We start from the raw sequence: 26,486 nt of genomic DNA, 5'->3' as shown, positions 1-26,486 counted from the left end.
CCGCAAAGACGCCCGCCCGCCGACCCTTTTGACAGGCTGTGCCCGTCGTTTTCTTGCGTGGTCGCCAGGAGCAGGCTGAGCGACGGTTCGGGAGGCAGGATTTCTCCGGGCCGGGCGCGTTTTCGCGGGTGACAGTGCTTTCGGGGCGCGTTAGGTTATGCACAGGTGCCCGTGGATAAGAGGCGCCAGGAGGGTCGGGCAGGCACTCCGGACATTGTCGAGACGTGAATCCGCGCAGGGGTTGCCCCTGTGCCCGGTGTCGTATTTTGCGCCGGAGTTGGCGGGTCACACCAGATATGTGGATATCTCCGATATCGGCGGAATTGAGCCGTAAAATTGGCCATATTTTGTGGCTTTTTTGCGTTTTTCGCGTGACGGGCGGAACCTCAAAAGGTAGGATTCAAGGGAACAGGCCGTGCACAGGCCTGAAACCGGAATAAAAAGACAGGCGGACATATCATGGCACTGAACCTTTCGATGCCCGGGCAGGACGAGCTGAAGCCCCGTATTACGGTCTTTGGCGTCGGCGGGGCAGGCGGCAACGCCGTCAACAACATGATCGAGAAACAGCTCGAAGGCGTCGATTTCGTCGTCGCGAACACCGATGCCCAGGCGCTTGCGCAGAGCATGTCGCAAAGCCGCGTGCAGTTGGGTGTGAAGGTGACCGAGGGGCTGGGCGCCGGGGCGCGCGCCAGCGTCGGTGCAGCCGCCGCCGAGGAGAGCATCGAGCAGATCGTCGACCACCTGGCCGGCGCGCACATGTGTTTCATCACCGCCGGCATGGGCGGCGGCACCGGGACCGGCGCCGCGCCGATCATCGCGCAGGCCGCGCGTGAGCTGGGCGTGCTGACCGTCGGTGTCGTGACCAAGCCCTTCCAGTTCGAAGGCGCCAAGCGGATGAAACAGGCTGAGGCGGGCGTGGACAGCCTGCAAAAGGTCGTCGACACGCTGATCATCATTCCGAACCAGAACCTGTTCCGCCTGGCGAACGAGAAGACGACCTTTACCGAGGCCTTCTCGATGGCCGATGACGTCCTGTACCAGGGCGTGAAGGGTGTGACCGACCTGATGGTCCGTCCGGGCCTCATCAACCTCGACTTTGCCGACGTCCGCGCGGTGATGGACGAGATGGGCAAGGCCATGATGGGCACCGGCGAAGGCGAGGGCGAGGATCGCGCGGTCCAGGCGGCCGAGAAGGCGATAGCGAACCCGCTGCTGGACGAGATCAGCCTCAAAGGCGCCAAGGGCGTGCTGATCAACATCACCGGCGGCCACGACCTGACCCTGTTCGAACTGGACGAGGCGGCCAACCGCATCCGCGAGGAAGTGGACGCGGACGCCAACATCATCGTCGGTTCGACGCTGGACGACAGCATGGCCGGCCAGATGCGCGTGTCGGTCGTTGCCACCGGCATCGACGCCACCGAGAACGTGCACGATGTCCCGGTGCCGCGCCGCAAGCTGTCGCAGCCGCTGGGCAATGCAACGCCCGAACCCGCACCGCAGCCGGAACCGCAGCCCGTGGCCGCCGAGCGTGCGCCCGAGCCGGAACCCTCGCTGTTCGGTCAGATGGACAGCCACGACCACGCGGAGCCCGTGCAGTCGCGCGACTATGACGAGGTGATCGAGGAGCAGGCCGCCGACGATGGTCTGCCGCCGCCGGCCTACCGTCCGCAAGTGGCCGAGTTCCGCCCGGCGCCCGATACGATCGAGGCCGACCCGCAGGATTTCGTGGCACCGCGTCCCGCAGCTCCCGGCACGCCCAGCCCGGCAACGCTCGACCGGCTCAAGGCCGCCGCCGCCCGGACCCGCGAAGAGGTGCAACAGGCGCCCGCGCCGCAGCCGACCCCCGCCCCGGCCGAGGAAAAGTCGCGCTTCAGCGTCAACTCGCTGATCGGGCGCATGACTGGCCACGGCGAGCACGCCGCGCCGCAGCAGCCGCGCCGCGCCCAGCCGCCGGTGCAGGCGCATCGTCCGGCTCCGGTCCACGATCACGAGCCCGAGGCCGAGGACGACCGGATCGAAATCCCGGCTTTCCTGCGCCGCCAGGCCAACTGAACCAAGCCCGGAATTTCAGCAGGACGTCCGTCTGCCTGCTGAAATTTCCACACCTCGTGAGATCGCCCTCTGCCTCTGCAGGGGGCGGTTTCATGTCGGGAGGCGTGTTTCAATGTGTTCACAAACGGCAACACTCTCGCAAGAAACCGGGTTTTCCGGGGGGATTCGCGGGCGATTTCGCGTCGGGTGTTTGGGCATTTTTTTATTTTAAAGACAGTATCTTGTAATGGATATTTCATGCTCTTGGCGGGGTTTTGCCGACCGTATCCGCACCATGTTTCACACGGTTACAATCTTTGATTTGAGGCACCGCGACAGCTTGGTTACCCCCATCACCAAAGCCGCGTCCAGGTTGGGGGGACGTGCGCAACACAGGGGCAGCTTCGTGCAAACAACGCTTCGGTCTTCGATCACATTCGCAGGTGTCGGCCTTCACTCTGGCCAACCTGCGCGACTGACAATCCGGCCGGCCAGTGCCGACTACGGCATCTGGTTCAAACGCACGGACATCCGTCTGGGCGACACGATGATTGCCGCCCGGTGGGATGCGGTCGAGGCCTCTCCGCTCTGCACACAGATCGTCAACCGTGCGGGCACCTCGGTGTCCACGGTGGAACATGTCATGGCGGCCCTGGCCGGCTGCGGTGTGCACAATGCCCTGATCGAAATCGACGGACCCGAGGCCCCCATTCTCGACGGGTCCTCGGTGCCTTTTGTGCGCGGTATCCTTGCCCGCGGCCTGCGCGAACTGGCGGCCCCGGTGCGCGCCATCGAGGTGCTGGCCCCGGTCGAGGTCAAGACGGACATGGGCTGGGCCCGCCTGTCGCCGGGCCACCCGGGGCAGGGGCTGTCGATGCAGTTCCACATCGCCTTCGCGGATGCGGCCATCGGAGAACAGACCAAGACGATGAACCTGGCCAACGGCGCCTTCGTGCGCGAGCTGTGTGACAGCCGCACCTTCTGCCGTGCCTCCGATGTCGAAGCGATGCGCGCCGCGGGCAAGGCCCTGGGCGGGACCTATGAAAACGCCGTCGTGGTAGATGGCGACCGGGTGCTGAGCCCGGGCGGATTGCGCCATTCCGACGAGGCCGTGCGCCACAAGATGCTGGACGCGCTGGGTGACCTGGCCCTGGCCGGTGCGCCGATCCTGGGCCATTACGAGGGTCACAAGGCAGGCCATGCCATGACCAACGCACTGCTGCGCGCGCTCTTTGCTGCGCCGGATGCCTACCGTGTCGTGCTGTGCGACAGCGGGCAGGCGGCGCGTCTTCCGGGTGCCGGCGTCGGGCGCCACGAAATTCCGGCTGTGGCCTGAGCCGCACGCATGGGCAGCAAGGCGCGCATTAATCGGGCCGTAAGACATTTTGCACCGGAATTTTCTGTGCTAGACCCCTCGCAATGGACGGCCCGTCAAGGGGACGTCGAACGAGGTAGAGGGTGTTCGGGCATGTCTGGGGGCAGATCGCGAAAACTGGTGATCGTGGCATTGGCGGTGGCTCTGGCCCTGCCCGGGTGCGATTCGCTGCGGCGGCGCGAGGTCGGGCCGGGGAATGTCCCGCTTGAGACCTATACCGCCAAGCAGATCTTCGAGCGTGGTGAATACGAACTGTCGCGCAAAGACGCGAAGGACGCTGCCTTCTACTTTGGCGAGGTCGAGCGGCTGTACCCCTATTCGGACTGGGCCAAGCGCGCGCTGATCATGCAGGCCTATGCCTACCACGAGAACAAGGATTACGAGAACGCGCGCTCTGCGGCGCAGCGGTTCATCGACTTCTACCCCGCCGATGACGATGCGGCCTATGCGCAGTACCTGCTGGCGCTGTCCTATTATGACCAGATCGAACTGGTGGGCCGCGACCAGGGGCTGACCTTTCAGGCCTTGCAGGCGCTGCGGACGGTGATCGAACGCTATCCCGACAGCGAATACGCGCGGTCGTCGATCCTGAAATTCGACCTTGCCTTCGACCATCTCGCGGCGAAGGAAATGGAGGTTGGCCGGTACTACCTCAAACGTCAGCATTATGGCGCGGCGATAAGCCGGTTCCGCGTGGTGGTTGAGGATTTCCAGACCACGACGCATACGCCCGAAGCGCTGTTCCGTCTGATCGAAAGCTACCTGTCGCTGGGCCTGTTGAACGAGGCGCAGACCGCCGGGGCGATCCTCGGCTACAACTACCAGTCGACCGAGTGGTACGAGGATGGCTACAAGCTGTTGCAGAAGCAGGGGCTGAAGCCCACGGCTCTTGGCGACAACTGGCTGTCGGCCATCTATCGCCAGATGATCAAGGGCGAGTGGTTGTAAGAAGCATCGGGCCCGTGCCCGGACCAATGGCTGACCATGCTGCGCGCGCTTGAAATCAGGGACATGTTGATCATCGAACGGCTGGAGCTCGAGTTCCAGCCGGGTCTCAACGTGTTGACCGGGGAAACCGGTGCCGGGAAATCCATCCTGCTGGATTCGCTGGGGTTCGTGCTGGGCTGGCGCGGACGGGCAGAGCTGGTGCGAACCGGTGCCGAGCAGGGCGAGGTCGTGGCCGAGTTCGAGTTGCCGGAGGGCCATGCGGCCTGGGCGGTTCTCGAAGAGGCTGGTCTGCCGGCCTCGGATGAGCTGATCCTGCGGCGGGTGAACACCAGGGACGGCCGCAAGACCGGCTGGGTCAACGACCGGCGGGTGTCGGGCGAGGTGCTGCGGCGCCTGTCCGAGACGCTGGTCGAACTGCATGGCCAACACGACGACCGGGGGTTGCTGGACCCCAGGGGGCACCGGTCGATCCTGGATCTTTACGCGGGTGCGGGTGAGGCGCAGGCCGAGGTGCGCCGCCGCTGGCGCGCCGTGGGCACGGCCCGCAAGGAACTGGAGACGGCGCAGGCGGCGCTGGAGGCCGTGCAGGCCGAAGAGGAATTCCTGCGCCACGCGGTCGATGAACTGGACAAGCTGGACCCGCAGCCGGGCGAGGAAACCGAGCTGGATGCCCGCCGCCGGATGATGCAATCGGCCGAGAAGATCCGCGACGACATCGCCCAGGCCTCCAGCGCGCTGGGATATGACGGGGCAGAGGGGGCGATGGCCAATGCGCTGCGCTGGCTCGAAGGGGCCGCGGACAAGGCAGAGGGCCGCCTCGAGGCGCCGATCGCGGCGCTGGCCCGCGCGATGGCAGAACTGGACGAGGCCGCGACCGGCGTGGCCGATTGCCTTGAAGCGCTGGAGTTCAATCCACTGGAGCTGGAAGAAGCCGAGGAACGCCTGTTCGCGATCCGGGGTCTTGCGCGCAAGCACCAGGTGATGCCGGACGACCTGCCCGGGCTGGCGGCGGACCTGTCGGAAAAGCTGGCCGCGCTGGATGCGGGTGAGGCGCGCATCGGAGACCTGCGCAAGGCGGTGGACAAGGCCGAGGCGGAATATGACGCGGCGGCCTCGGCACTGACCGAGATGCGCCGGACGGCGGCCGGGGCACTCGACAAGGCAGTTGCGGGGGAACTGGCGCCGCTCAAGATGGAGCGCGCGGTGTTCCAGACCGCCGTGACAGAGGCAACCGCCGGGCCGGAGGGGCGCGACATGGTGGCCTTTACCGTGGCGACCAACCCGGGCGCCCCGGCGGGACCGCTGAACAAGATCGCCTCTGGCGGGGAACTGTCGCGGTTCCTGCTGGCGCTGAAGGTCTGCCTGACCGAGGCGCAGGGGCGCGGGGCGACGATGATCTTTGACGAGATCGACCGGGGCGTCGGCGGCGCCACGGCGGATGCGGTGGGGCGGCGGCTCAAGGCGCTGTCGGAAGGCGGTCAGGTTCTGGTCGTTACCCATTCGCCGCAGGTTGCGGCGCTTGGCGGGCATCACTGGCGCGTGGCCAAGCGGGTGGACGGGGAGGTGACCCTGTCCGAGGTCGTGCCGCTGGCCGAGGACGAGCGCGAGGACGAGATCGCGCGGATGCTGTCGGGTGACACCGTCACGAAAGAGGCCCGCGCGGCGGCGCGAGCCCTGCTGAAGGCCTAGGCCTCAGCTCACGGGCACGGGCCGGGCGCGCCGCAGGACCCCGGCCAGCAGCACGGCGCAGGCGGCCTGCGCCGTGACCACGGCGGGCCAGATCATCGGAAATGCCGGGTCGACGTATTTTTGCGGCCCAAAGGAGACCAGCGCCGCGAGCGCGGCCAGGGACGCCAGCACGCCTCCCGTGCGGGACTGGTCGGCCAGCAGGTAGGCGGCCGCGCAGAGTCCCAGGGCCGCGCCCAGGAATGGCGCCATCGCGAAGAGGGGGATCGCCTGTGGCGGGTGCGGCGACACCCCGGCGTAGAGCGCACCCAGCATGACGGCTTGCAGGATAAAGAGCGTGGCCAGGGCGGCGCGGCGAGCGGATTGATCGGGCATCACATCACACCGGCAGTCTGCGCGCCGCGATGCGGGCAATGGTCTGGCGCAGGTGAAACGCGATTACAGAGAGGATCGAGGCGCGCCGGGGCTGTTGCCGGGTCTGCAGGTCCAGTTTGCGGTGATCGTGATCGTCGCAATAGTCGAAATAGGGATGGGTCATTGGCGGTCTCCAGGATTAAAAGCGTACTAATGTGTACGCCTTGTCAATATCCGTACACACGGGTACGGATTGCGTCAAGGGAGAGATGCCATGCGACCAGAGAACAAGGCGGAACGAGAGGCACAGATCGCCGAGGCGGCCTATGCGGTCCTTGCGGAAAAGGGCTTTGCCGGGTTGTCGATGCTGGCGGTGGCGAAGCGCGCCAAGGCGTCGAACGAAACGCTGTACCGCTGGTACGGTGACAAGACCGGGCTGTTCCGTGCGCTGATCCTGCGCAATGCCGAGCAGGTGACAAGGCGGCTGGAGGCGCTGCCGGACGGGGGCGCGGGGCGCGCGGTGCTGGAGGCGCTGGGGGCGGCGTTGCTGGACATGCTGTTGAGCGAACGCGCCGTGGCGCTGAACCGCGCGGCGGCGGCGGATGCCAGCGATACGCTGGGCGCGGTGCTGGCAGAGGCCGGGCGCGGGACGGTCTTTCCCCGCCTGCTGGCGGTTTTCGAGCGGCTTTGCGCCGCCGGCGAGGTGAGCGGGCCGCCCGAGGTTACGGCGGCGCTTTGGGTCGATCTGCTGGTCGGGGACTGGCAGGTGCGGCTTGTCACCGGGGCGATGCGGATGCCCGATGCCGATGCCCGCGCGGCGCGGGTGCGGCGGGCGGCGGACGGGGTGCTGATCTGAGGCTCAGGCGGTGTCGAGCCGGTACTTGCGGAAGGTTTCCGGACCATAGCTCGTGTCACCGATGTAGTCGGCGCCCATGCGCCGCAGGGCGCCGAGGTTCTTGCGCGAAGGCGGCAAGAGGAAGGTCACATAGGGAATGCGCGGGTCACCCCGCGCGATCTCAAGCGCCTGCCGTGCGATCCGGAGACCGAGGCCGAACCGGTCCGGGTGCAGCACGAGGCCGAAATCCCAGTCCTCGCCTTCCTTCTGGAAGCCGCCCCAGCCGACATAGTCCCCATCGGCGAGGATGGCCCAGTGGCCAAGGCCGTCGCGCTGCCAGCAGGCTTCTTTGGTGGCGACGAATTGCGCCACCGTATCGGCATCCCATGCGCCCGTGAGCAACGGCATGTGTTCCGCGACGCGCGGGTCGGACATATGGGCCTGGATCAGGCCGGGGTCGATCTGGGGCAGGCGGACAAAGCGGATGGTCGGGGGCATCGGGGCGGTCTCTTGGCGGTTGCTGCCGCAGGGAAAGCCGGTTTGGCGCCCCGGGGCAAGGCCGCGACGGGGGCTGTCACGGGGGAGTGATGCCCCGTGTGGCCGGTCCTTCGGGCGCCCCGGCTGCCGGGCCTGCGCCCTTCAGCGGCCCACCCGCCGGCCACGGCCCGTTTTCAGGTGTCGGCTGTCAGTTCCCCGGCACCAGCTTGCCGGGGTTCATGATGTTCTGAGGATCGAGCGCGCGCTTGATCGCGCCCATGACCTGCCAGCCCTGGCCGTGTTCCGCAGCCATGAAGGGCAGCTTGCCATAGCCCACGCCATGTTCCCCGGTGCAGGTGCCGCCCAGTTGCAGGGCGCGTTTCGCCATGCGCGCGGCTAGGTCCTTGGCGGTTTGCAATTCGGCGGGCTGGTCGGGGTCGACCAGCAGGATGGCGTGAAAGTTGCCGTCGCCGACATGGCCCAGGATCGGACCGGGAATGCCGCTGGTGGCGATGTCGGCCTGGGTGGCTTCGACGGCCTCGGCCAGGCGCGAGATCGGCACGCAGATGTCGGTGACGACGCCGCGCGCGCCGGGACGCGAGGCGAGGATGGCGTAATAGCCGTTGTGGCGCATGGACCAGAGCGCGCGGCGTTCCTCTTCGCGGCCCGACCAGCGGAAGGCGCTACCGCCGTGATCGGCCACGATCTCGGCAAAGCGTTCGGCGTCCTGTGCGGTGCTTTCGGGGCTGCCGTGGAATTCGACCATGAGATGCGGTGCCTCCGCCATGTCGGTCCCGGCATAGGCGTTGAAGGCGCGCGCTGTCTGGTCGCAGGCAAATTCGATCCGAGCCATCGGGATGCCCATCTGGATCGTCTCCATGACGCAGGCTGTGGCGGCCCCCATGTCGGGAAAGGCACAGATGCCGGCGCTGATCGCCTCTGGCACGCCGTGCAGCCGCAGGGTCAGTTCGGTGGCAAGACCCAGCGTGCCCTCGGACCCCACCATGAGCGCGGTGAGGTCATAGCCGGCGGCGGATTTGCGCGCACGGGTGCCGGTGCGGATCATGCGGCCATCGGCCAGAACCACCTCCATCCCCAGCACGTTGTCGCGCATGGAGCCATAGCGCACGGTGGTGGTGCCGGAGGCCCGCGTCATCGTCATGCCGCCGAGCGAGGCATTGGCGCCGGGATCGACCGGAAAGAAGAGGCCCGTGGCGCGCAGTTCCTCGTTCAGGGCCTCACGCGTGACGCCGGGCTGCACGGTCACGTCCATGTCGGCGGGGCGGATTTCCAGGACCTTGTTCATCAGGCGAAAATCGACGCTGACACCGCCTTGCAGGGCCTGCCCGTGGCCTTCGAGAGAAGTGCCCGCGCCCCAGCCGATCACGGGCACGCTTTCGCGGGCGCAGATCTCGACGATGCGGCGCACCTCTTCGCTGGTGCGCGGATAGGTGACGGCCTGGGGCGGCGTGTTGGGGAAATAGGATTCCGAGGCGCCATGCGCTTCGAGATCGGGCTTGGACAGGCTCACGCGTTCGCCTAGGAGGGTTGTCAGATCATCGATCGCCTGGGCGATGGGCATGGGGGACTCCGGAAAACTGCTCGGGTCACCTTAACCAGTGCCTGCGGCGCGGGAAAGTCACCGGATTGAGGGAGGCCGGATTGCCGAGCCTGCTGCAACAGCAAATGCACAGGATCCGCTCCGGCTTTGGCCGAGGCTGGGACATGTTGCGCCATCGCGGGCCGGGCCAGATCCAGTTCTGGTTCATCGCCTTGGGGCTGGGCGTGGCCTCTGGCCTGGCGGCGATCGCCTTTCGCTTCGCGATCGAGAGCCTGCAGACGCTGGTCTATGGCACACCGGACACGCAGACTCTGCATTCCTTTGCCGAAGGCCTGCCCTGGGTCTGGGTGCTGCTGATCCCGGTCTTCGGGGGCATCGTGGTGGGGATCATCCTGCATGTTGCCACGCCGGACGGGCGGGTGCGCGCCGTGGCCGACGTGATCGAGGGCGCGGCGCTGAACGACGGGCGGGTCGAGAAAAAGGCGGGCATCGCTTCGGCGCTGTGTTCCTGGATCACCCTGTCGACCGGGGGCAGCACGGGTCGGGAAGGGCCGGTCGTGCATATCGCGGCGATGTGCTCCAGCTGGGTCGCCAACACGCTGAAGGTGGACGGGATCACCGGACGCGACCTTTTGGGTTGCGCCGTGGCGGCGGCGGTTTCGGCCAGTTTCAACGCGCCCATTGCCGGGGCGCTTTTCGCGCTGGAGGTCATCCTGCGTCATTTCGCTTTGCACGCGTTCGCACCCATTGTTGTGGCCAGCGCGGCGGGCACGGTGATCAATCGGCTGGTCTATGGCGACGTGACCGAATTCGTGCTGCCGGGCACGACCACGGTGGAATTCTACCTCGAGCTTCCGGCCTTCTTCATCCTGGGCCTCGTCTGCGGTCTGGTGGCGGTCATCATGATGCAGTCGGTGTTCTTTGCCGATGACATGGAAACGCAACTGCAGAAGAAGCTGGGTCTTCCCTATTGGCTGCGCCCGGCAGTGGCGGGGTTGTTGCTGGGCGGGATCGCGATCTTTTTCCCGCATATCATCGGGGTCGGGTACGAGACGACGAGCCGCGCCCTGACCGGCGGTCTTTTGATGCACGAGGCACTGGTCTTTGCGGTGGTCAAGGTGGCCGCGGTCTCGATCACGATGGCGGGGCGCATGGGCGGGGGGATCTTTTCGCCCTCGCTGATGGTGGGGGCACTGACCGGGCTGACCTTCGGCCATATTGCGACCGGCATTTTCCCCGAGGTGTCCTCGGCCTTCACGCTTTATGCGCTGGCAGGGATGGGGGCGGTGGCGGCCGCCGTCCTTGGGGCGCCGATCTCGACCACGCTGATCGTCTTTGAGCTGACCGGGGACTGGCAGACGGGGCTGGCGGTCATGGTCTCGGTCTCGATGTCGACGGCAGTGGCGTCACGGCTGGTGGACCGGTCCTTCTTCCTGACACAGCTGGAACGGCGCAACGTGCAGCTGGCGGCGGGGCCGCAGGCCTACCTGCTGGCGATGTTCCGGGTTCAGGGCGTGATGCGCAAACCCACGGACGAGGGCGCGGCGGACGAGGCAACCTGCGCGCAGATGATCGAGGACGGGCTATACGTCCAGGCGGGGGCAACGCTGAAGACGGCCTTGCCGATGCTGGACCGCACCGGGGAACCCTTCCTGCCGGTGGTGACGATGGACGCGGGCGAGCCGGTTCTCCAGGGGGCGCTGTTCCACGTCGACGCGCTGAAGGCCTACAACCGGGCCTTGGCGGCCACGGCCGAGGAAGAGCACAGTTGAGGCGGCACCCCTACTTCTGGATGTAGCGCAGGCCGTCGTCGCCGATTTCCTGCCCGGTCAGGTCGGTGTAGCTGGCCCCGGCGGCCTGGGCCATGTCCCAGACCTCGGCAAAGGAGAGGCGCACCTCCGGCGGCACGGTGCAGCCGCGGGTCTGTTCGATCCAGTCGAATTGCGCATCGGCCATGCCGTGGCCGCGCGACCAGTCCCAGACGTAGATTCCGTACTGGGCCGTCTCGCCCGAACAGTCGAAGCCGAGCGTGAACCTGCGGATCGTGGCGACGGGGTAATCGGTCTGGAACATGCGCAACTCATCCTCCGACCGGGGCGCCTGGCCCGAGGCGGTCAGAGACTGTTGCACGGCGCGGGCGGCCATCAGTCGGTGCACGGGCCAGCCGCTGTCCTCTGACGGCGCGGCCTCTGCGGCGCGATCATAGGCCCGATAGGCAATGGTCAACGCCTGTGCGTGGTTTTCGGCGTCATGAAGGGCTTGCCAGAGGTCCAGCAGGGCCTGCGCATCGCCGGTGCTGGCGGCCAGGGTCAAGAGGCGCAGCAGTTCGTCCGGATCGGCAGGGGCGACACGTCCCGCGCGGATGTCCCCGGCCAGCCAGCCTGCAGCGCGGGGATCGCCCCCGGCGGCGGCCAGGCGGTATTCGACGGCGGCGGCCTCGTGGTCGGGGCTGTGCCCGTCCCCGTCCCGCAGCAGCAGACGCGCAGCATCCAGCCCCGCTACCGTGTCCCCGGCGCGCAGGGCGGCCCGGTACCATTCCAGCGCCTTGTCCAGGTCGCGGGCGGCGCCACGGCCATTTTCACGCGCGCGGCCCAGCCAGAACATTGCCTGGCCGTCCCCGGCCTCGGCGGCCTTGCGAAAGAGCGCGACGGCCCGTGCGTCGTCCTGTGGCAGGCCCTCGCCGTCCCAATGCAGGAAGGCGAGATTCGTCATGGCCATCGGCAGCCCGGCCTCTGCCGCGTCACGGAACAGGGTTATTGCGCGCTGCATGTCCTTTTCGACACCCCGGCCATCGGCATAGAGCGCGGCGAGATTGTTGATCGCCAAGGGAAACCCCGACTGGGCGGCGCGGTCGTAGAGGCGGGCGGCCTCTGCAAACTGGTCGTCCGAGGCGTCCAGCGCGCGGGCCAGCTGGTAGATGAGGCGCGGGTTGCCCGGTTCGGCGGCGAGGGCGGCGCGACAGGCGGGGATGGCGCGTTCCGCGTCCAGCTCCTCGAAGGGGACGCCCGGAAAGGCCGCGGGCAGGCCGCTGTCCAGGTTGCTGCCCGCAAGCCGGTGACAGGCCTCTTCCACGCCGGCAGTGGCGGGCAGGGCGGTTGCGGCCAGCGCCAGCGCGCTGACGGCGGCAAGGCAGAGGCGGTGTCCTGTCGAATCCATGTCGTCCTCGGGCTGTGTGCGGGCAATCCTAGCCAAGCCTCGGCAGAGGGAAAGGTCCGTGAATCCGGAACCTCCGGTCGGACAGCGCAAAGGCGGACCCCGAAGGGTCCGCCGTGCCGGCTGTCCTGGTATCGACTGGGCGGATCAGTCGATCTTGCCGAGGTTTCTCAGGACGCAGAGCTGCATGTCCTGGCCGCTGCGGCCCACGCAGGCGGTGACGGCATCGGCGAAGTTGTCATAGGTCTTGCCGTTCCTGCGTCCGCCGCCGTGGCCGTAGCGGTCGTCGCGGTCCCAACCGCCGCCCTTGTGGTTGTCCCTGTGGCCGTCATGCCGCCCGGCGTTCGGCGGCGCCACATAGCCCGGGTCACCGTTGACCAGGTAGTCGCCGTGGGCCCAGCCGGTCTTGCCGGAGGCATGGCGCAGGAGGATCCACTTGCCCTGGCGGCCAAGCTCGGTCACGCGGTCGCGCTGGTGCATGGTCATGACCACGGGGTAGTCGGTGCCGGGGCCGTTGCGGAGGTTCAGCCCTGCGTAGCCCGGTGCGTAGACATAGTAGGTCTGTCCGGCGTGGTCGCGGTCATGCCAGTGACCGTGGCCCTTGCCCGGACCCTTGCCATGTCCGGCGTCGACCTTGTGAGCGGAGAGGAACCGGCGGTGCGCATAGCCGACCTTGCCGCGATAGAAGACCTTGTACCACTTGCCGTCCTTGTCCAGCACCCGGAGCGCGTCGCCATGCGCCATCTTGTCGATGACGTGGTGCTTGCCCGACGGGCCGCTGCGCAGGTTGAGGTGGCCGTGGCGCGGCGCGTCGACCCAGTAGGGCTGCCCGCGGTCGTTGCCGCCATAATGGCCGCCATGACCGTGGCCGCGCGGGCGGTGATCGGACAGAAAGCGGCTGTGCGCCCAGCCGACGCGGCCGGAGACATGTCGGACCTTGACCCATTTGCCAGGAGCGCGCAGCAGTTCCACCTTGCTGGCGTGGGGCATCTTGCCGATCACCTGGTAGTGGGTCGAGGGGCCGGTGCGCAGGTTGAGAAAGCCGTCGCGAGGCGCATCGACCCAGAGGGTCGTGGCCGCCGCCGCGCTGGCGAAGAAAAGGGCCGAAAGAAATGTGAGCAATCTGAGCATGGGTTCGTCCTTTGTTGCCGGAAGCGATGACCCACACTTGGGCCATTTCGCTGCAATCAGGCAATTACGGGCGCTTGTTAGTAGATAGCATGCAATGATTTCAGAGGCTTCCGGCATTCTCCCCGATTTGCCGATTTCCGCTTATTCGACGTTTGGGGCACCCTGTGACCGTGGATTCCGGCTTGGCCCAGGGGCGGCGACTGGGCTATGCCGCATCGACCCCCCCTGTGTAGCCGAAAGATCCGCCCGTGTCCCGAAGCCCGCTTGTCCTGGTCGTCGGCCCTCCGCACAGCGGCACGACGATTCTCGATGCCGCGCTGGGCGTCTCGCCGCATGTGGTGGGTGTCGGCGAGGCGTTGCGTCTGACCGCCGGGGCCAACCCCGGGCATCTCGACGGCGGCGCATCGGAACGGATCTGTACCTGCGGGACGCGGGCAGGGGACTGCCCGTTGTGGTCCGGTGTCTTGCCGCACCTGGGATCGGGTGTCAGCGTTGCCTCGCATTTTCCGCTGGTCGCTGCCGCGGCGCGCGGATTGTCGCCCGAGGTGCGCCTTGTCCTCGACAGTTCACCGAACGCGCTGGACTATCTCGACGCGCTGGAGGCGTTTGACGTGCGGGTCCTGCAGATCACCCGCGATGTGCGATCCTGGGTGGCCTCGCGCCGGCGCCGCAAGGGGGACAACCTTGTTTCGGCCCATGTGACCTGGTTGCGCAACGTGGTCGGGATCGACTCGGCGCTGACCGACAGCGGTTTGCCGCGCTTCCGGCTGGGCTACGAAGAGCTGGCCCTGCGCCCGCGCGAGGTTCTGGGGATGATCTGCGACTGGCTGGGGGTGCCCTTTGACGAGCGGATGCTGACGCCCTTCGGCAATACCGGCAGCCATATCATCACCGGCAACAGCAGCATCCGGACGCGCCGTCTGGCGGCGTCGATCCGCTATGACGGCAGCTGGATGGTCTCGGATGATTATCCGCTGGCCTCGGCTGTGCTGTCGGCGCTTTGTATGCGCACCAACCGGCGGCTGGTCTATTCCAACGATCTGCTGAAACGGCGCACCTGATCCGATGAAAAAGGCCCCGTGCGCCGGTGCGCACGGGGCCGGAAATCTGCCGAAACGGCGTCTTCAGACGTGTTCGACCGTCACGCCGTCCTGACCGTAGAAGGCCAGGTGATCTTTGATCTGGGCGACGTCGCCCTTGGGCTCCTCGTAGGACCAGGCAGCGTTTTCATAGGTCTTCGACTTGGACACGATCGAGAAATAGCTGGCATCGCCCTTGTGCGGGCAATGCGTGCTGTGATCGGTCCGGTCGAGAAAGGCCATCGCGATGTCCGCGCGCGGGAAGTAGATGACCGGAGCATGGCCGTCCTCGTGCAGTTCCAGCGCATTGCCGGTTTCACCCAGCACGGCACCGCCAGCGCGGACAACCCAGGTGCCGGTGGCCGGCGTGATGGTGATGTTGCTCATGTCTTATCCCCCATGTCTTTTCCCCGCATCACAGACACGGGCTTTGTAACGTTGTCATGTCAGATGACAGAACATGCGTCCGAGAGCCACTGCCCCGTTGCCGCATCCAGGTGCGGGGTCAGCAGGTCTTGCACCCGCCGGTGGTAGTCGTTGAGCCAGTTTCGCTCATCCGCGGTGAGCAAGTTAGGGTCGATCAGCCGCCTGTCTATGGGCACCCAGGTGAGGGTTTCGAACTGCAGCATCTCTGCCACGGTCTGACCATAGAGCTTGGGCGCCATCTCCACCGCGATCAGGTTCTCGATCCGGATGCCATAGGCGCCTTCGCGGTAGAACCCCGGCTCGTTCGACAGGATCATGCCCGGTTCCAGCGGCACGGTGCCGGTGCGGGCGATGCGCTGCGGGCCTTCGTGGACAGACAGGTAGGCACCGACGCCGTGGCCGGTGCCGTGGCCGTAGTCCAGCCCCGCCTCCCAGAGCGCCACGCGGGCAAAGGGATCTATGTCGCGGCCCGCCAGCCCCTTGGGGAATCGCAGGCGAGAAACGGCAATCATGCCCTTGAGCACGCGGGTAAAGGCCTCTGTTTCCTCGGCACCGGGGTCGCCGATGGCGATGGTGCGGGTGATGTCGGTGGTGCCGTCGACATATTGCCCGCCACTGTCGACCAGCAGCAGCTCCCCGTCCTGCACCTTGCGGTCGGTGTTTTCGGTGACGCGGTAGTGTACGATGGCGCCATTGGGACCGGCGCCCGAGATCGTCTCGAAGGAAATGTCGCGTAGGGCATTGGTGGCGCGGCGTCCCTCTTCCAGCTTTTGCACGACGGCGATTTCGGTCAGGCTGCCCGGTGGTTGCAGGTCGAGCCAGGCCAGGAAACGCACCATCGCCAGCGCGTCGCGCAGGTGGGCGGCGCGGGTGCCTTCGAGCTCGGCGGCATTCTTGCGGGCCTTGGGCAACAGGCAGGGGTCCGGCGCCTCTTCCGGATCGTTCAACGCCTCGGCCACGGCGACGGGGCAGGTGGCGGGGTCGATCTGGACCTTGCCTTCGAGAGCCGCCAGATCGCCAAGGAAGTCGCCGGGTGCGCGCAGCGTCACCTTGTCGCCCAGGTGGTCGCCGAGGTCGGCTAGCTTGGCCGCATCCATGTAGAGCGTCACGCGCCCGTCACCGTGCAGCACGGCAAAGCCATGCGGGACCGGGTTGCGGGGGATGTCGCTGCCGCGGATGTTCAGCAGCCAGGCGATGCTGTCGGGCAGGGTGATGACGGCGGCCCCCGCGGTCAGGTCTTTGGCCAGGCGGGCGATCTTGTCCTCATGCGCCTCGCCGGCCAGTTCCAGCGGTTGGGCAAAGACCGCGCCCTGCGGCGGGTCGGGCTGGTCGGGCCAGATGGCATCGACGAGATTTCCGACCGGGGCCAGCGTCACATCGGGCAGCTTGGCCGACAGGGTGCGATGCTGCTCGACGCTCAGCAACCAGGGATCGAACCCCAACCTGCCCTTGGGCAGGGCCGCGCCGATCCAGTCGGCCAGCGAGGTCTCGGGCCAGTCGACCTTTTCGAAATCCGCAGCCACCTGGGCCTTGACCTGCACGCGATAACGGCTGTCGACAAAGACGGCGGCGCGGTCGCCCAGGGCCACGCACCAGCCCGCCGAACCGGTAAAGCCCGTCAGCCAGGCCAGGCGGTCGTCCCGAGGGGCGACGTATTCGCCCTGGTGGGCATCCGCACGCGGCACGAGAAAACCGTCTAGGCCTGCCTCGGCCAGCTTGTCGCGCAGGGCCGCAAGGCGGGGCGGCCCCTGGTCGGGCGAGGCCGTCTCGGTGAAGGTCTGGAACATGGGTGACTCCTTTGCGGCGCAGGTTAGCGGGCGCGGCGGCGGTGACAAGGGTCGGCGAATTGATCCGGTTCGGGCTTTTTCGCACCGCCCGCGCAATTCATGTGCTAAGTCGCTGAAAACACGACAGGGGGAAACGAGCAGTGCAGGACGACGCGGAAGCCCGGCGCATCTTTCAGGACATGCTGGATCGCTGTGGGGAGGCCATGCTGGCGGGGGACATGGCGGGTGTTCTGCGCTGGTTCACGATCCCCAACACGGTCGAAAGTTTCGAGGGGCGCCGGGTGCTGGGCACGGTGGAAGAAACCCGGGACCTGTTCCGTACTATCATGGCGCGCCAGCGAGAGCTGAGCATCACGCATATGATCCGCAAGGTCACCCATGCCGAGTTTCGCGATGCGGACACGATCCGGGCCACGCATGAGACACGCTACATCCATCACGGAACGGTCCTGTCCGAAGCGCCGCATGTCGGCCTGTCGATTCTGCACCGTTACCCGGACTGCTGGAAGGTCCACCATGCCCAGTTCACGGTCGCGGGACGAAACCCGTTGAATAGCGCGATCCAGCGGGTGCCCGGGTCGAGCGACGGTCCGATCAGCCGGCGCGTTTGATCCCGGCAAAACGGGCCCGTGCACGCGGGTCGCTGTCAAAGAGCGCGGCAAGCTGTTCGGTCATCGCGCCCGCCAGCTGTTCGACATCGGTGATGGTCACGGCGCGTTCGTAGTAGCGCGTCACGTCGTGGCCGATGCCGATGGCCAGCAATTCCACCTGGCGCTTGCGCTCGACCATCGCGATCACGTCGCGCAGGTGCTTTTCCAGGTAGTTGGCCGGGTTCACCGAAAGGGTCGAGTCGTCCACCGGCGCGCCGTCAGAAATCACCATCAGGATCTTGCGCGCCTCGGGACGGCCCGACATCCGGCGGTGCGCCCATTCCAGCGCCTCACCGTCGATGTTTTCCTTGAGCAGGCCCTCTTTCATCATCAGGCCAAGGTTGTCGCGGGTGCGCCGCCAGGGCGCATCGGCGTGCTTGTAGATGATGTGGCGCAGGTCGTTCAGGCGCCCGGGCTGCTGTTCACGCCCCGCGTTCAGCCAGTCCTCGCGCGCCAGCCCGCCTTTCCAGGCGCGGGTGGTAAAGCCCAGGATCTCGACCTTGACGCTGCAGCGTTCCAAGGTGCGGGCCAGGACGTCGGCGCAGATCGCCGCAATCGAGATAGGGCGCCCGCGCATCGAGCCGGAGTTGTCGAGCAGAAGCGTCACGACCGTGTCGCGGAACTCCATGTCCTTTTCGACCTTGAACGAGAGCGGCGTCGTCGGGTTGGCCACCACGCGGGCCAGCCGCCCGGCGTCGAGGATGCCTTCCTCGCGGTCGAATTCCCAGCTGCGGTTCTGCTGGGCCTGAAGCCGGCGCTGCAACTTGTTGGCCAGCCGCGACACTGCGCCCTTGAGCGGTTCAAGCTGCTGGTCGAGATAGGCGCGCAGGCGTTCCAGCTCGATCGGTTCGGCCAGTTCCTCGGCCGAGATTTCCTCGTCGTGGTCGGTGGAATAGACGCGATAATCCGGGTCCGCCTCCGAGATGGGCTGCGGGGCGGGCGGCTCCAGCGGGGCCTCTCCCTCGGGCATCTCGGCCTCTTCACCCAGCTCTTGGTCGGCCATGTCATCCATCGTGACCTGGGCCTGGCTGGGGTCCTGCGTCTCTTCCTGGGATTGTTCGGGCGAGGCTTCGGATTCTTCGCCGTCCTCGTCATCCTCGCCGGTCGAATCGGGTTCCTGCTGATCGTCCTGCTGGTCGTCGACGCCCTCTTCCTCGGACTGGTCGTCGAGGTCGGGGTCATCGCCCAGCTGGTCGCCATAGCCCAGGTCGGTGATCATCTGGCGGGCGAATTTGGCAAAGGCCGACTGGTCGGCCAGGGTATCGTCGAGCCGGTCCAGTGTCTCGCCGGCGTGATCCTCCATGAATCCGCGCCACAGTTCCATGACGTTGGCGGCGTCGGGCGGCAGGTCGCGGCCGGTGGCAAGATGGCGGATCAGGTAGTTGGCGGCCTGGGGCAGGGGCGCCTCGGCGGCCTCGCGGATCTGGCCGTAGCCGCGCCGCGTCGCCTCGGAGGCGATCTTGGCGTCGATGTTGCCGGCGGTACCGGGCATGTCGCGCGCGCCCATCGCCTCGCAGCGGGCGGTTTCCATCGCCTCGTACAGCTCACGCGCCATGTCGCCCTGCGGCAGGTAGCGCGCATGGGTGCCCGCGTCGTGGTAGCGGTGGTACAGCGCCAGAGCGTCCGCGGTGCCACGCGCCAGCATCACCTCGTCCCTCGTCATCCGGCGCGAGACCTGCGGCAGGCGCATCGCCTCGCCGGAGACACCGGCGGGATCGACAGAGTAGCTGACCGAAAGATCCGGGTCGTCGGCCATCACCTTGGTGGCTTCGGCGAGGGCCTTCTTGAACGGATCGGCGGGGTTGTCGCTGGGCTTGTTCATGGCGCTTGTTATCCGTCCTTTGGACGCCGCCCGCAAGGGGGCGCGGGCTTGGTCCGGGCGGCTTCGTGGGGTAGGATCGACGCATTCCCGTACCCATTTCCGACCCAAGAGGATTTCGATCATGCCGCGCTGGTTTCCTGCCCTAATGGTCTGCCTGTTGCCCGCCGCCGGGCGGGGCGATGTCACCTGTGCCGAAATGCAGGCTGCGCTGCATGTGCCGCCGCCCATCGACGCCGTTTCGGAGGACCCGGACGGCCCGCTTGGTTGCAGCCGCAAGGCGCTGGAGATGTTCGCGCTGAACACGGTGGCGGTGGCCGAGGCGGCGCCTGTGACGGATCTGTCGCAGCTGCACGGGGCCTGGCTGGGCGACCTGGTGCTGCCTTACCTGCTGGGCATCACCGTACCGGGGCAAGAGGTGCTTGTCTTTGCCCCGGGTGACGAGCCGGACACGGTCAGGGTGACGCAATACTGGATGCGGGCGCTGACCTTGCCACATTCGCCGCTCTGGTCCGATGAAGGGCAGTATGCGGGTGTGGCCGCCGAGGCCACGCTGGAACGTGACGACGATGGCCGGTTCAAGGTGGCCGGTTTCGGCGAGTCGCTGCGCTATGGGACGCTGCGCCTCGAGGATCCGCGCTCCTACGACCTGCTGGTGAAGGCGCAGCTCAACCATTTCGAACTGCCGTTTTCGCTGGGGCGGGCAGGGGATGTGCTGGTGCTGGACGGTGCGCTGCGCGATCCGACCACGCGCGATCCGGGTGGCTACAAACGCACCTATACCCGCATCGCGCCCGAGGCGGCAGAGCTGGCGCTGGCCACGGTTCTGACCTTCGAGTTGAGCCAGGCCCGCTACATGGATTGCCTCGCCCACCAGATCACCGAGGGACAGGGGCCCCTGTTCGACGCGCTCGGAGAGGGCGGCTTGCCATCGCTTGAGCATTTCGTGCGTGAGTCCGTGGGCGATGCGATGGTCACTGACCGGCAGAGCGGCCAGTTGCGAAGTGCCACGGACGAGGCCGAGCGCAAGCGGCTCCGGGAGGTCCTGCGCGCCTCCGCCGAGGCGCGGGTCGCCCAGTTCAGCGATCCTGACCGGCGCGCCTTCATCGCGCGGATGATGGAGGCCTCCGGCGGTTTCTGTCCTGATTTCTTCTGAACGGGGTCAGCTCAGCAGCAGGGCAGAGCAGGGCCGCATGGCCTGCCGTGCCGCCGCAGCGGCACGGCGCTTTCGGTCGGGGTCGGTGTGGAACGTCGCGATCTGCAGCAATTGTGCCTGCGCCATCTTGGCACGAATGCGCATGTCCAGGATCTGAGGTCCCGCCAGGCCCGAGCGGGGTGCGACCGTGTCGAGCAGCATTTCGAACATCGCGCGGCGGTCCTGTTCGGCCTCTGCGCCGCCACCGATCAGCCAGCGGTGTTCCATCTCTGCCGAGGCGCGGCCGAGACAGACGGCAAAGACCTGGGTTCTTTCCCGCGGCGCGTCAGTCAGTGCCGCCAGGGGCATGGCGAGGAGGGAGAGGAGGCCAAAGAGGCCGATAAAGGTTTTCAAAGAGACCATAATTTGAGATTCGTAGCAGGATTTGCGCTCAAAAATAAGGCGAAATGAAAACTTTTCGTGCCGACGTGGCGCGGGCGACCCGGGCCGGTCACGCACCCAGCGGTATCCGCCCGATCACCAGGCGATCACAGGCAGAGAGTTGTTGAGAGATCACGCCCAGGGCGATCCGGCTGCGGCGCGGATCGGTGCCGAACCGCGCGGTGTCGAGCAGCCCGCTGGCGGCGTGTTTCTGGGCGATGCGAAAGCTGATCAATTGCCGCTTGACCCGGTGCCGATCCGGCGCGTCATGCAACGCCGCCGCCAGCATTGCGGCAAAGAGATCGCGCCGCATGGCGGCAGCCTCGGTGTCGCCATGCATCAGCCAGGCATGTTCCAGAACGGCGGTATAGCGTGCCTGGCAAGCGGCCAGCGTCAGTGCCTCTTCCGAGGGGGAGGCGGTGTTCGCCGCGTGCAGCGCCGATCCGAAAGCCAGGAGAAGCGCCGCGAGATATGTTCGCAAACCGTTCATGCAGGGAACAGTAGCAAGCAGAGATTTAAGAAGAGTTTTCGACACCGCGCGTCACCGGCGCAACGGCGGTCTCAGGTGGAGAGGGTCTTGCGCCCGGTCAGAAGGTCGGCCAGTTCGGCCACATGCACGTCCAGCGCGCCCGCCACGGGAGAGCGGCCAACCCAAGCGCGCCATGTCACCGGTTTAGCCGCCTGGACACCCCATTGAACCTTGAACTCGCCGAAAGGAACGCAGAACGCGAGGGCCTATGCATTGGATGCGCGTCCGTAATCAGGTCTGGGTGCTTGCCGTTCCGCCCCCTCAACAGTGAAAGCGTGTCCGGTCGAAGGAAAAAGCCTTCGGTGCATCGCATTTCCCGAGCCGATAGGGGATCTTGCCGCTGGAAAGCTTGAAGGGGTCGCCGGGCAAATGGGCGACAACCGTGCGCGCCGTAAAAAGACGGGGCGAACAGGTGAAACCTCCGCCCGTTTCCCTTGTAACCGGATTATAGCTGTTGGATGGATGGCTCCAGCAAAGGGACGTCCCACCACCTTCGATTTTCCACATTTCCGGAACGACAACCGTATTGCCTGGATACCAAAGCCACGCTTTCCCGTCGCCGCGGATATAATTGACCTGAAATCCATGCGCGGCGGAAAAGCTGAGATAGGTGACATTGCCACGCGGGTAATCGGGATAGGTCAGCGGTCGGTCGCGCACGTCCGCAATCGATTCCGACAGCAGGCACCCTTGGGAACACATCCGGCGGCGAGGCATGCCAGAAGGGTGATGCACAGAAATCTCAGCATGACAGGGACACCCGAAGGAATTTGTTCTTATTCAGGATTTCTGTCTTGATCGGGGTGTTTTGGGGGCCGGACAAGAACGACAGGATCGACTCGTCCTTGGCTTTGCATCCCGAGATCCTGCTTGCCGCCGCTTCGAGGTCGACAAGGTTGATGGTCTTTGCCGAAGAGTCCCATCCGACCAGAGCATAGGCCTTTTCCGGTGCGACCGCGACGGAGTAGGTCACGCCGTTGATCTTGATGGGAGACCGGCTCGCCCAGATCTCGTTATTGGCTTTGCGGTTCTCCCGTGCCGTTTTCTTGGCGCTGACTTGCGGTTTTGCGACCGGTTCCGGCGATGTGGTTGCGGAATTGCAGGCGCCGAGCGCAAGGGCCGCGACGCAGGCCGCGGAGATCCGAATTCGGAAGGTCATGTAAGAGGGTTCCAATACTGACAAAACAGGGCGCCCCATCTGAATGGAGCGCCCTTCGTCTAAACGTGACGCTTAACAGCGTCAAACAGGATCTCGCCTATTATACCAGGCTGAGGCTGGCGGCGCTTTCCGGCAGTTCCTCGTCAAAGCAGCGCTGGTAGAACTCTGCCACGGTCTGGCGTTCCAGCTCGTCGCACTTGTTCAGGAAGGACACGCGGAAGGCATAGCCGACGTTGCGGAAGATCTCGGCGTTGGTGGCCCAGGCGATCACGGTCCGCGGGCTCATGACGGTCGACAACTCGCCGTTCATGAAGGCGCGACGGGTAAAGTCGGCCACGGTCACCATCTGGCGGATCGTCTTGCGGCCCTTCTCGGTGTTGTAGTGGGGCGCCTTGCTGAGGACGATGTTGGTTTCCGCGTCGATCGAGAGATAGTTCAGCGTCGCGACCAGCGACCAGCGGTCCATCTGGCCCTGGTTGATCTGCTGCGTGCCGTGATAGAGGCCTGTCGTATCGCCCAGGCCCACGGTGTTCGACGTCGCGAAGATGCGGAAATACTTGTGCGGGGTGATGACCTCGTTCTGGTCCAGAAGGGTCAGCTTGCCGTCGGTTTCCAGAACCCGCTGGATCACGAACATCACGTCCGCGCGGCCGGCGTCGTATTCGTCAAAGACGATGGCGGTGGGGTTGCGCAGGGCCCAGGGCAGGATGCCCTCCTGGAACTGCGTGACCTGCTTGCCGTCCACCAGCTTGATCGCGTCCTTGCCGATCAGGTCGATCCGGGAGATGTGGCTGTCGAGGTTCACGCGCACCGCTGGCCAGTTCAGCCGCGCTGCGACCTGTTCGATGTGAGTCGATTTGCCGGTGCCGTGGTAGCCCTGGATCATCACGCGGCGGTTGTTGCGAAAGCCCGCAAGGATCGCCAGCGTCGTGTCGGGGTCGAACTTGTAGGTGGAATCGAGGTCCGGCACACGGTCTGTTCGGTCGGGAAAACCGTGTACGATCATGTCCGTATCGATGCCAAAGACTTCACGGACAGAGATTTCCTCGGTCGGTTTCGCGTTGATATCGATCGTGCCGTCCGCCATTGTTCCCACGTCCCTCTGTCAAAGCTCGAATGCTTCGCGTTAGGTGCAACATATCTTCAGGAGTGGCAAGAGGAAGTGGTGAGACGATCCCTATGACCGCGCAGGATGAAATCGAGGCCCTGCTGGGCCAGGTGGCGGGGGGTGACCGTGGCGCCTTTCGCAGGCTCTACGCCGCGATGGCCCCGCGGCTTTACGGTCTCGCCCTGCGCATTCTGCGTGATGAAATGCTGGCGCAGGACATTCTCGAAGAGGTTTTCACCGGTGTGTGGAAGGACGCGGGCCAGTATCGTGGCGCGCTGGCGGCGCCCGAAACCTGGCTGGTGACGATCACCCGCGATGCGGCCATCGCGCGGCTGGGCGTGGAACGGGCGGCGGGCCGGATGGCCGGGCCGCTGGAGATCACGGAGCGTCTTTATGCCACGCGCCCGGAGACAGAGGACCTGGCCGGAATGCGGGAAGAGGCCCGCGCGCTGGAGGTCTGCCTGCGGGAACTGCCGCGCGCCCGGGCCGACATGTTGCGCCATGCCTATCTCTACGGTGCCACCTACGATGACCTGGCCAGGAGTGCGGGAACCTCGAAGACTGCGTTGCGCGCGGCGGTGCGGACCGACCTTGTCCAGGTGCGTGAGTGCCTGAGCCGATGAACGCCCAGCTGGACACCGGACTGCCCGGCGGTGCCGAGGCGGGTGCGGCCGAGTATTCGCTTGGGCTGATGCCCAAGACAGAGATAGCCGCCTTCGAGGCGCAACTGGCCGTCGACACGGACCTGCAGCAGGACGTGGCGGCCTGGACAGAGTATTTCGCCAGTTTCACCGACATCATCCCCGCCGAAACGCCACCGCCGCAGGTCTTGCGCCGGATCGAAGGCCAGGTCTTTGGCGCCGAGGATCGTCGCCCGGTGTGGCGCCAGGTACTGCCCTATCTCGTGGGGGCGGTCGCCGGGGCCGCGATTGCCTGGGTCGTGCTGACCTCCGGCCTGTTGGAGACGCCGGCGCCCACGCTGGGTGCGGATCTTGCCGGGGAGGAGGGGCTGGCATTGGACGCGCGGTTTGCGCCCGCGACAGGCGTTCTGACCGTGACCCTCCGGCAGGGCGATGCAGGTGAGGGGCGCGTGCTGGAGCTCTGGTTGCTGCCCGAGGATGGCGCGCCGGTGTCGCTGGCGCTGTTGCGTGGCGCCGAGACACTCGTCGCGGTCCCCCCGGCGCTGGCTGAGAGGATGGATGGGGCGCGTCTGGTGGTCTCTGAAGAGCAGCCCGGCGGATCGCCGGACGGCAGGCCCTCGGGCGATGCCCGGGCCGAAGGCGTCCTGGTCGGGCAATAGCAACGCGCCGGGCGCCCAGCCGGCACGCCAATTGGCCAGGCGGGGTTGCGTCCACGCAGGGCGGGGCCTAACGCTTTGCAGTAAATTCCTTTTGTATTGGAGAGTCGCGATGGTTCGCATGTTCAAATCCGCCCTGGTCACAACCGCCCTTGTTCTGGCCGGCGCACTGCCTGCTGCCGCGCAGCAAGGGCTGGTCGAAGTCCCGATCAACAACGCGTTTTCGGTCAATGAGCTGAACTGGGACAGCGCTCTCGGCAAAGTCGAGTTTGCCTGGGCGGTTCTGGATATCCGGGGTGTGACCTATGTCTGTGGAGCCAGCAGCGCCTCGACCAGCTTTGCCCATCGCAAGACCAAGACCGTCTTTCGCAAGGGCTGGGTCAAGGTCGGCAACACCAAGGTTCTGAAAGACCTGAGCTACTTCACCCGGGCGCCGCGCAACACCGACCTGGGCACGGTCAAGGCGCGCTGCAAGCCGCTACCGGGCAAAGCCGGCGCTGCCAATGACTTCCTGCTGGGGTTCGATCCGGTGCGCGTTCGGCTGTAAGCCCGCCTGCGGGGGCGAACCTATTAAAGGGCTTGGCACTTTTGCCTCGCCCGAAAGGGCGGCGGCGCCTATAACGGCGCCGTGACGCCCGCGAACCCAAGGAGAGATCCATGACCGGAGAGCTGTCCCCGATCGACAAGGCCAAGTTCGCCGCGGCGAAACAGGCGGCGTCCCTGGTGGAGTCGGGCATGCGGGTCGGGCTGGGCACGGGATCGACCGCGGCTTGGCTGGTGCGCTGCCTTGGGGAACTGGTGCGCGAGGAGGGGCTGCGCTTTCGCGGGGTGCCGACCTCGAGCCGGACGGCGGACCTGGCGCGCGACGTGGGGATCGAGGTGGTTTCGCTGGACGAGGCGCGCTGGCTGGACCTGACGATCGACGGTGCGGATGAGTTCGATGGTGATCTGAACCTGATCAAGGGCGGCGGCGGCGCGCTGTTGCAGGAAAAGATCGTGGCCACTGCCAGCGACCAGATGGTCGTCATCGCCGATGCCGCCAAAGAGGTGGAAAGGCTGGGAAATTTCCCGCTTCCGGTCGAGGTGATCCCCTTTGGCTGGCAGACGACGCAGGCGCTGATCGAGGAAACGTTGGTGTCGATGGATGTCATGGGACGCCAGACGACATTGCGGATGAACGGCGAACGGCCTTTCTTCACCGACGAGGGCAACCACATCCTGGACCTGCACCTGGGCCGGATCGGGAATGCCCGGCAACTGGCGATGGTCCTGAACCAGATCCCCGGCGTGGTGGAGAACGGGCTGTTCATCGACATCTGCGACAAGGTCATCATCGGCTATGGCGACGGGCGGGTGGAAACCCGCGACATCAACGCCGGGACGGTAAGCGAAAGCCAGCTGGATTTCGTCGAGGACGACAACATCTTTCGCGACATCTGACCCGGGTCTGACGGTCGGAAAGTGAACCGTTCAGTCTGTACGTTTTGTACAAAACGTAC

The 26,486-nt window shown here is 66.1% G+C and carries 27 protein-coding genes; 13 read left to right on the top strand and 14 right to left on the bottom strand.

What is annotated here, in order from left to right; all coding sequences use genetic code 11:
* Positions 1-459 precede the first annotated feature (459 nt).
* From ftsZ to recN, 4 genes are all read left to right on the top strand, one after another.
* Entirely contained in the window at positions 460-2,058 is a 1,599-nt protein-coding gene (ftsZ, locus tag PVW46_RS23925) for a cell division protein FtsZ (protein WP_069209465.1), read from the top strand.
* 385 nt (positions 2,059-2,443) lie between these two features.
* Positions 2,444-3,373 (top strand): UDP-3-O-acyl-N-acetylglucosamine deacetylase, encoded by a 930-nt coding sequence (gene lpxC / locus PVW46_RS23920; protein WP_043137900.1) that lies wholly within the window; start codon positions 2,444-2,446, stop codon positions 3,371-3,373.
* 132 nt (positions 3,374-3,505) lie between these two features.
* Positions 3,506-4,360: an outer membrane protein assembly factor BamD gene (locus PVW46_RS23915; RefSeq protein WP_043137898.1), complete on the top strand. Its 855-nt coding sequence runs from the start codon at positions 3,506-3,508 to the stop codon at positions 4,358-4,360.
* A 36-nt stretch (positions 4,361-4,396) separates the two neighbouring features.
* Positions 4,397-6,049, top strand: a complete 1,653-nt coding sequence (gene recN / locus PVW46_RS23910; protein WP_069209464.1) for a DNA repair protein RecN — start codon at positions 4,397-4,399, stop codon at positions 6,047-6,049.
* 3 nt (positions 6,050-6,052) lie between these two features.
* Here the strand turns inward: recN and PVW46_RS23905 are convergent, their stop codons facing one another.
* Both PVW46_RS23905 and PVW46_RS23900 read right to left on the bottom strand, forming a co-directional pair.
* Positions 6,053-6,421, bottom strand: coding sequence for a hypothetical protein (locus PVW46_RS23905; protein WP_069209463.1), 369 nt, complete (start codon positions 6,419-6,421; stop codon positions 6,053-6,055).
* Between the two features lie 4 nt (positions 6,422-6,425).
* Positions 6,426-6,584 carry a hypothetical protein gene (locus PVW46_RS23900; protein ID WP_274578013.1) on the bottom strand — a complete coding sequence of 53 codons (159 nt, stop codon included), beginning with the start codon at positions 6,582-6,584 and terminating at the stop codon, positions 6,426-6,428.
* A 90-nt stretch (positions 6,585-6,674) separates the two neighbouring features.
* Here PVW46_RS23900 and PVW46_RS23895 point away from each other — a divergent pair, with 90 nt between their 5' ends.
* Complete coding sequence (locus PVW46_RS23895; RefSeq protein ID WP_069209462.1) at positions 6,675-7,256, top strand: TetR/AcrR family transcriptional regulator; 582 nt, start codon at positions 6,675-6,677, stop codon at positions 7,254-7,256.
* Positions 7,257-7,259: 3 nt separating this feature from the next.
* Here the strand turns inward: PVW46_RS23895 and PVW46_RS23890 are convergent, their stop codons facing one another.
* Positions 7,260-7,733 carry a GNAT family N-acetyltransferase gene (locus PVW46_RS23890; RefSeq protein ID WP_069209461.1) on the bottom strand — a complete coding sequence of 158 codons (474 nt, stop codon included), beginning with the start codon at positions 7,731-7,733 and terminating at the stop codon, positions 7,260-7,262.
* A gap of 187 nt (positions 7,734-7,920) precedes the next feature.
* Positions 7,921-9,294: an FAD-binding oxidoreductase gene (locus PVW46_RS23885; RefSeq protein ID WP_069209460.1), complete on the bottom strand. Its 1,374-nt coding sequence runs from the start codon at positions 9,292-9,294 to the stop codon at positions 7,921-7,923.
* Between the two features lie 143 nt (positions 9,295-9,437).
* Between PVW46_RS23885 and PVW46_RS23880 the strand changes: the two genes are divergently transcribed.
* The gene (locus PVW46_RS23880) at positions 9,438-11,045 is read left to right on the top strand and encodes a chloride channel protein (protein WP_172430418.1); all 1,608 of its coding nucleotides are present in this window, start codon (positions 9,438-9,440) and stop codon (positions 11,043-11,045) included.
* Between the two features lie 10 nt (positions 11,046-11,055).
* Here PVW46_RS23880 and PVW46_RS23875 read toward each other — a convergent pair whose 3' ends face one another.
* Positions 11,056-12,429 carry a DUF2610 domain-containing protein gene (locus tag PVW46_RS23875; RefSeq protein ID WP_069209459.1) on the bottom strand — a complete coding sequence of 458 codons (1,374 nt, stop codon included), beginning with the start codon at positions 12,427-12,429 and terminating at the stop codon, positions 11,056-11,058.
* Between the two features lie 144 nt (positions 12,430-12,573).
* Positions 12,574-13,557: an SH3 domain-containing protein gene (locus tag PVW46_RS23870; RefSeq protein ID WP_043137884.1), complete on the bottom strand. Its 984-nt coding sequence runs from the start codon at positions 13,555-13,557 to the stop codon at positions 12,574-12,576.
* Between the two features lie 248 nt (positions 13,558-13,805).
* Between PVW46_RS23870 and PVW46_RS23865 the strand changes: the two genes are divergently transcribed.
* Positions 13,806-14,618, top strand: a complete 813-nt coding sequence (locus PVW46_RS23865; RefSeq protein ID WP_069209458.1) for a sulfotransferase — start codon at positions 13,806-13,808, stop codon at positions 14,616-14,618.
* 63 nt (positions 14,619-14,681) lie between these two features.
* Here the strand turns inward: PVW46_RS23865 and PVW46_RS23860 are convergent, their stop codons facing one another.
* Together PVW46_RS23860 and PVW46_RS23855 are read right to left on the bottom strand one after the other, a co-directional pair.
* Complete coding sequence (locus PVW46_RS23860; RefSeq protein ID WP_043137881.1) at positions 14,682-15,023, bottom strand: DUF427 domain-containing protein; 342 nt, start codon at positions 15,021-15,023, stop codon at positions 14,682-14,684.
* Between the two features lie 59 nt (positions 15,024-15,082).
* A complete protein-coding gene (locus tag PVW46_RS23855) occupies positions 15,083-16,849 on the bottom strand; it encodes an aminopeptidase P family protein (RefSeq protein ID WP_069209457.1) in 1,767 nt (588 codons plus the stop codon).
* Positions 16,850-16,989: 140 nt separating this feature from the next.
* Here PVW46_RS23855 and PVW46_RS23850 point away from each other — a divergent pair, with 140 nt between their 5' ends.
* Entirely contained in the window at positions 16,990-17,460 is a 471-nt protein-coding gene (locus PVW46_RS23850; protein WP_043137876.1) for a hypothetical protein, read from the top strand.
* Here the strand turns inward: PVW46_RS23850 and cobT are convergent.
* Entirely contained in the window at positions 17,444-19,321 is a 1,878-nt protein-coding gene (cobT, locus tag PVW46_RS23845) for a cobaltochelatase subunit CobT (RefSeq protein ID WP_069209456.1), read from the bottom strand. The two genes, PVW46_RS23850 and cobT, sit on opposite strands and share 17 nt — an antisense overlap.
* Positions 19,322-19,442: 121 nt before the next feature.
* Here cobT and PVW46_RS23840 point away from each other — a divergent pair, with 121 nt between their 5' ends.
* Entirely contained in the window at positions 19,443-20,474 is a 1,032-nt protein-coding gene (locus PVW46_RS23840; protein WP_069209455.1) for a hypothetical protein, read from the top strand.
* Positions 20,475-20,480: 6 nt separating this feature from the next.
* Here the strand turns inward: PVW46_RS23840 and PVW46_RS23835 are convergent, their stop codons facing one another.
* The 5 genes from PVW46_RS23835 to cobS all read right to left on the bottom strand — a co-directional run bounded on the left by PVW46_RS23835 (position 20,481) and on the right by cobS (position 23,669).
* Positions 20,481-20,822, bottom strand: a complete 342-nt coding sequence (locus PVW46_RS23835; RefSeq protein WP_274578007.1) for a hypothetical protein — start codon at positions 20,820-20,822, stop codon at positions 20,481-20,483.
* Between the two features lie 142 nt (positions 20,823-20,964).
* Entirely contained in the window at positions 20,965-21,384 is a 420-nt protein-coding gene (locus PVW46_RS23830; RefSeq protein ID WP_139132297.1) for a hypothetical protein, read from the bottom strand.
* A gap of 300 nt (positions 21,385-21,684) precedes the next feature.
* On the bottom strand, positions 21,685-22,083 hold the full coding sequence (locus tag PVW46_RS23825; protein WP_274578005.1) for a hypothetical protein: 399 nt from the start codon (positions 22,081-22,083) through the stop codon (positions 21,685-21,687).
* Between the two features lie 82 nt (positions 22,084-22,165).
* On the bottom strand, positions 22,166-22,582 hold the full coding sequence (locus tag PVW46_RS23820; RefSeq protein WP_043137866.1) for a hypothetical protein: 417 nt from the start codon (positions 22,580-22,582) through the stop codon (positions 22,166-22,168).
* A 100-nt stretch (positions 22,583-22,682) separates the two neighbouring features.
* Positions 22,683-23,669: a cobaltochelatase subunit CobS gene (gene cobS / locus PVW46_RS23815; RefSeq protein ID WP_043137864.1), complete on the bottom strand. Its 987-nt coding sequence runs from the start codon at positions 23,667-23,669 to the stop codon at positions 22,683-22,685.
* A gap of 92 nt (positions 23,670-23,761) precedes the next feature.
* Between cobS and PVW46_RS23810 the strand changes: the two genes are divergently transcribed.
* The 4 genes from PVW46_RS23810 (at position 23,762) to rpiA (ending at position 26,427) form a co-directional block, all read left to right on the top strand.
* Entirely contained in the window at positions 23,762-24,313 is a 552-nt protein-coding gene (locus PVW46_RS23810; RefSeq protein WP_069209450.1) for a sigma-70 family RNA polymerase sigma factor, read from the top strand.
* Entirely contained in the window at positions 24,298-24,990 is a 693-nt protein-coding gene (locus PVW46_RS23805) for an anti-sigma factor (RefSeq protein WP_274578004.1), read from the top strand. Before PVW46_RS23810 ends, PVW46_RS23805 begins: the two co-directional genes overlap by 16 nt.
* A gap of 109 nt (positions 24,991-25,099) precedes the next feature.
* Entirely contained in the window at positions 25,100-25,534 is a 435-nt protein-coding gene (locus PVW46_RS23800) for a hypothetical protein (RefSeq protein WP_139132295.1), read from the top strand.
* Between the two features lie 110 nt (positions 25,535-25,644).
* Positions 25,645-26,427, top strand: a complete 783-nt coding sequence (gene rpiA, locus PVW46_RS23795) for a ribose-5-phosphate isomerase RpiA (RefSeq protein ID WP_043137859.1) — start codon at positions 25,645-25,647, stop codon at positions 26,425-26,427.
* Positions 26,428-26,486: the final 59 nt, after the last annotated feature.

It is taken from the genome of Mameliella sp. AT18, assembly GCF_028807275.1.
Classification (GTDB): domain Bacteria; phylum Pseudomonadota; class Alphaproteobacteria; order Rhodobacterales; family Rhodobacteraceae; genus Antarctobacter; species Antarctobacter albus.
The sequence above is the reverse complement of the archived record's forward strand: the minus strand, read 5'-3'. Positions and strand labels throughout refer to the sequence as shown.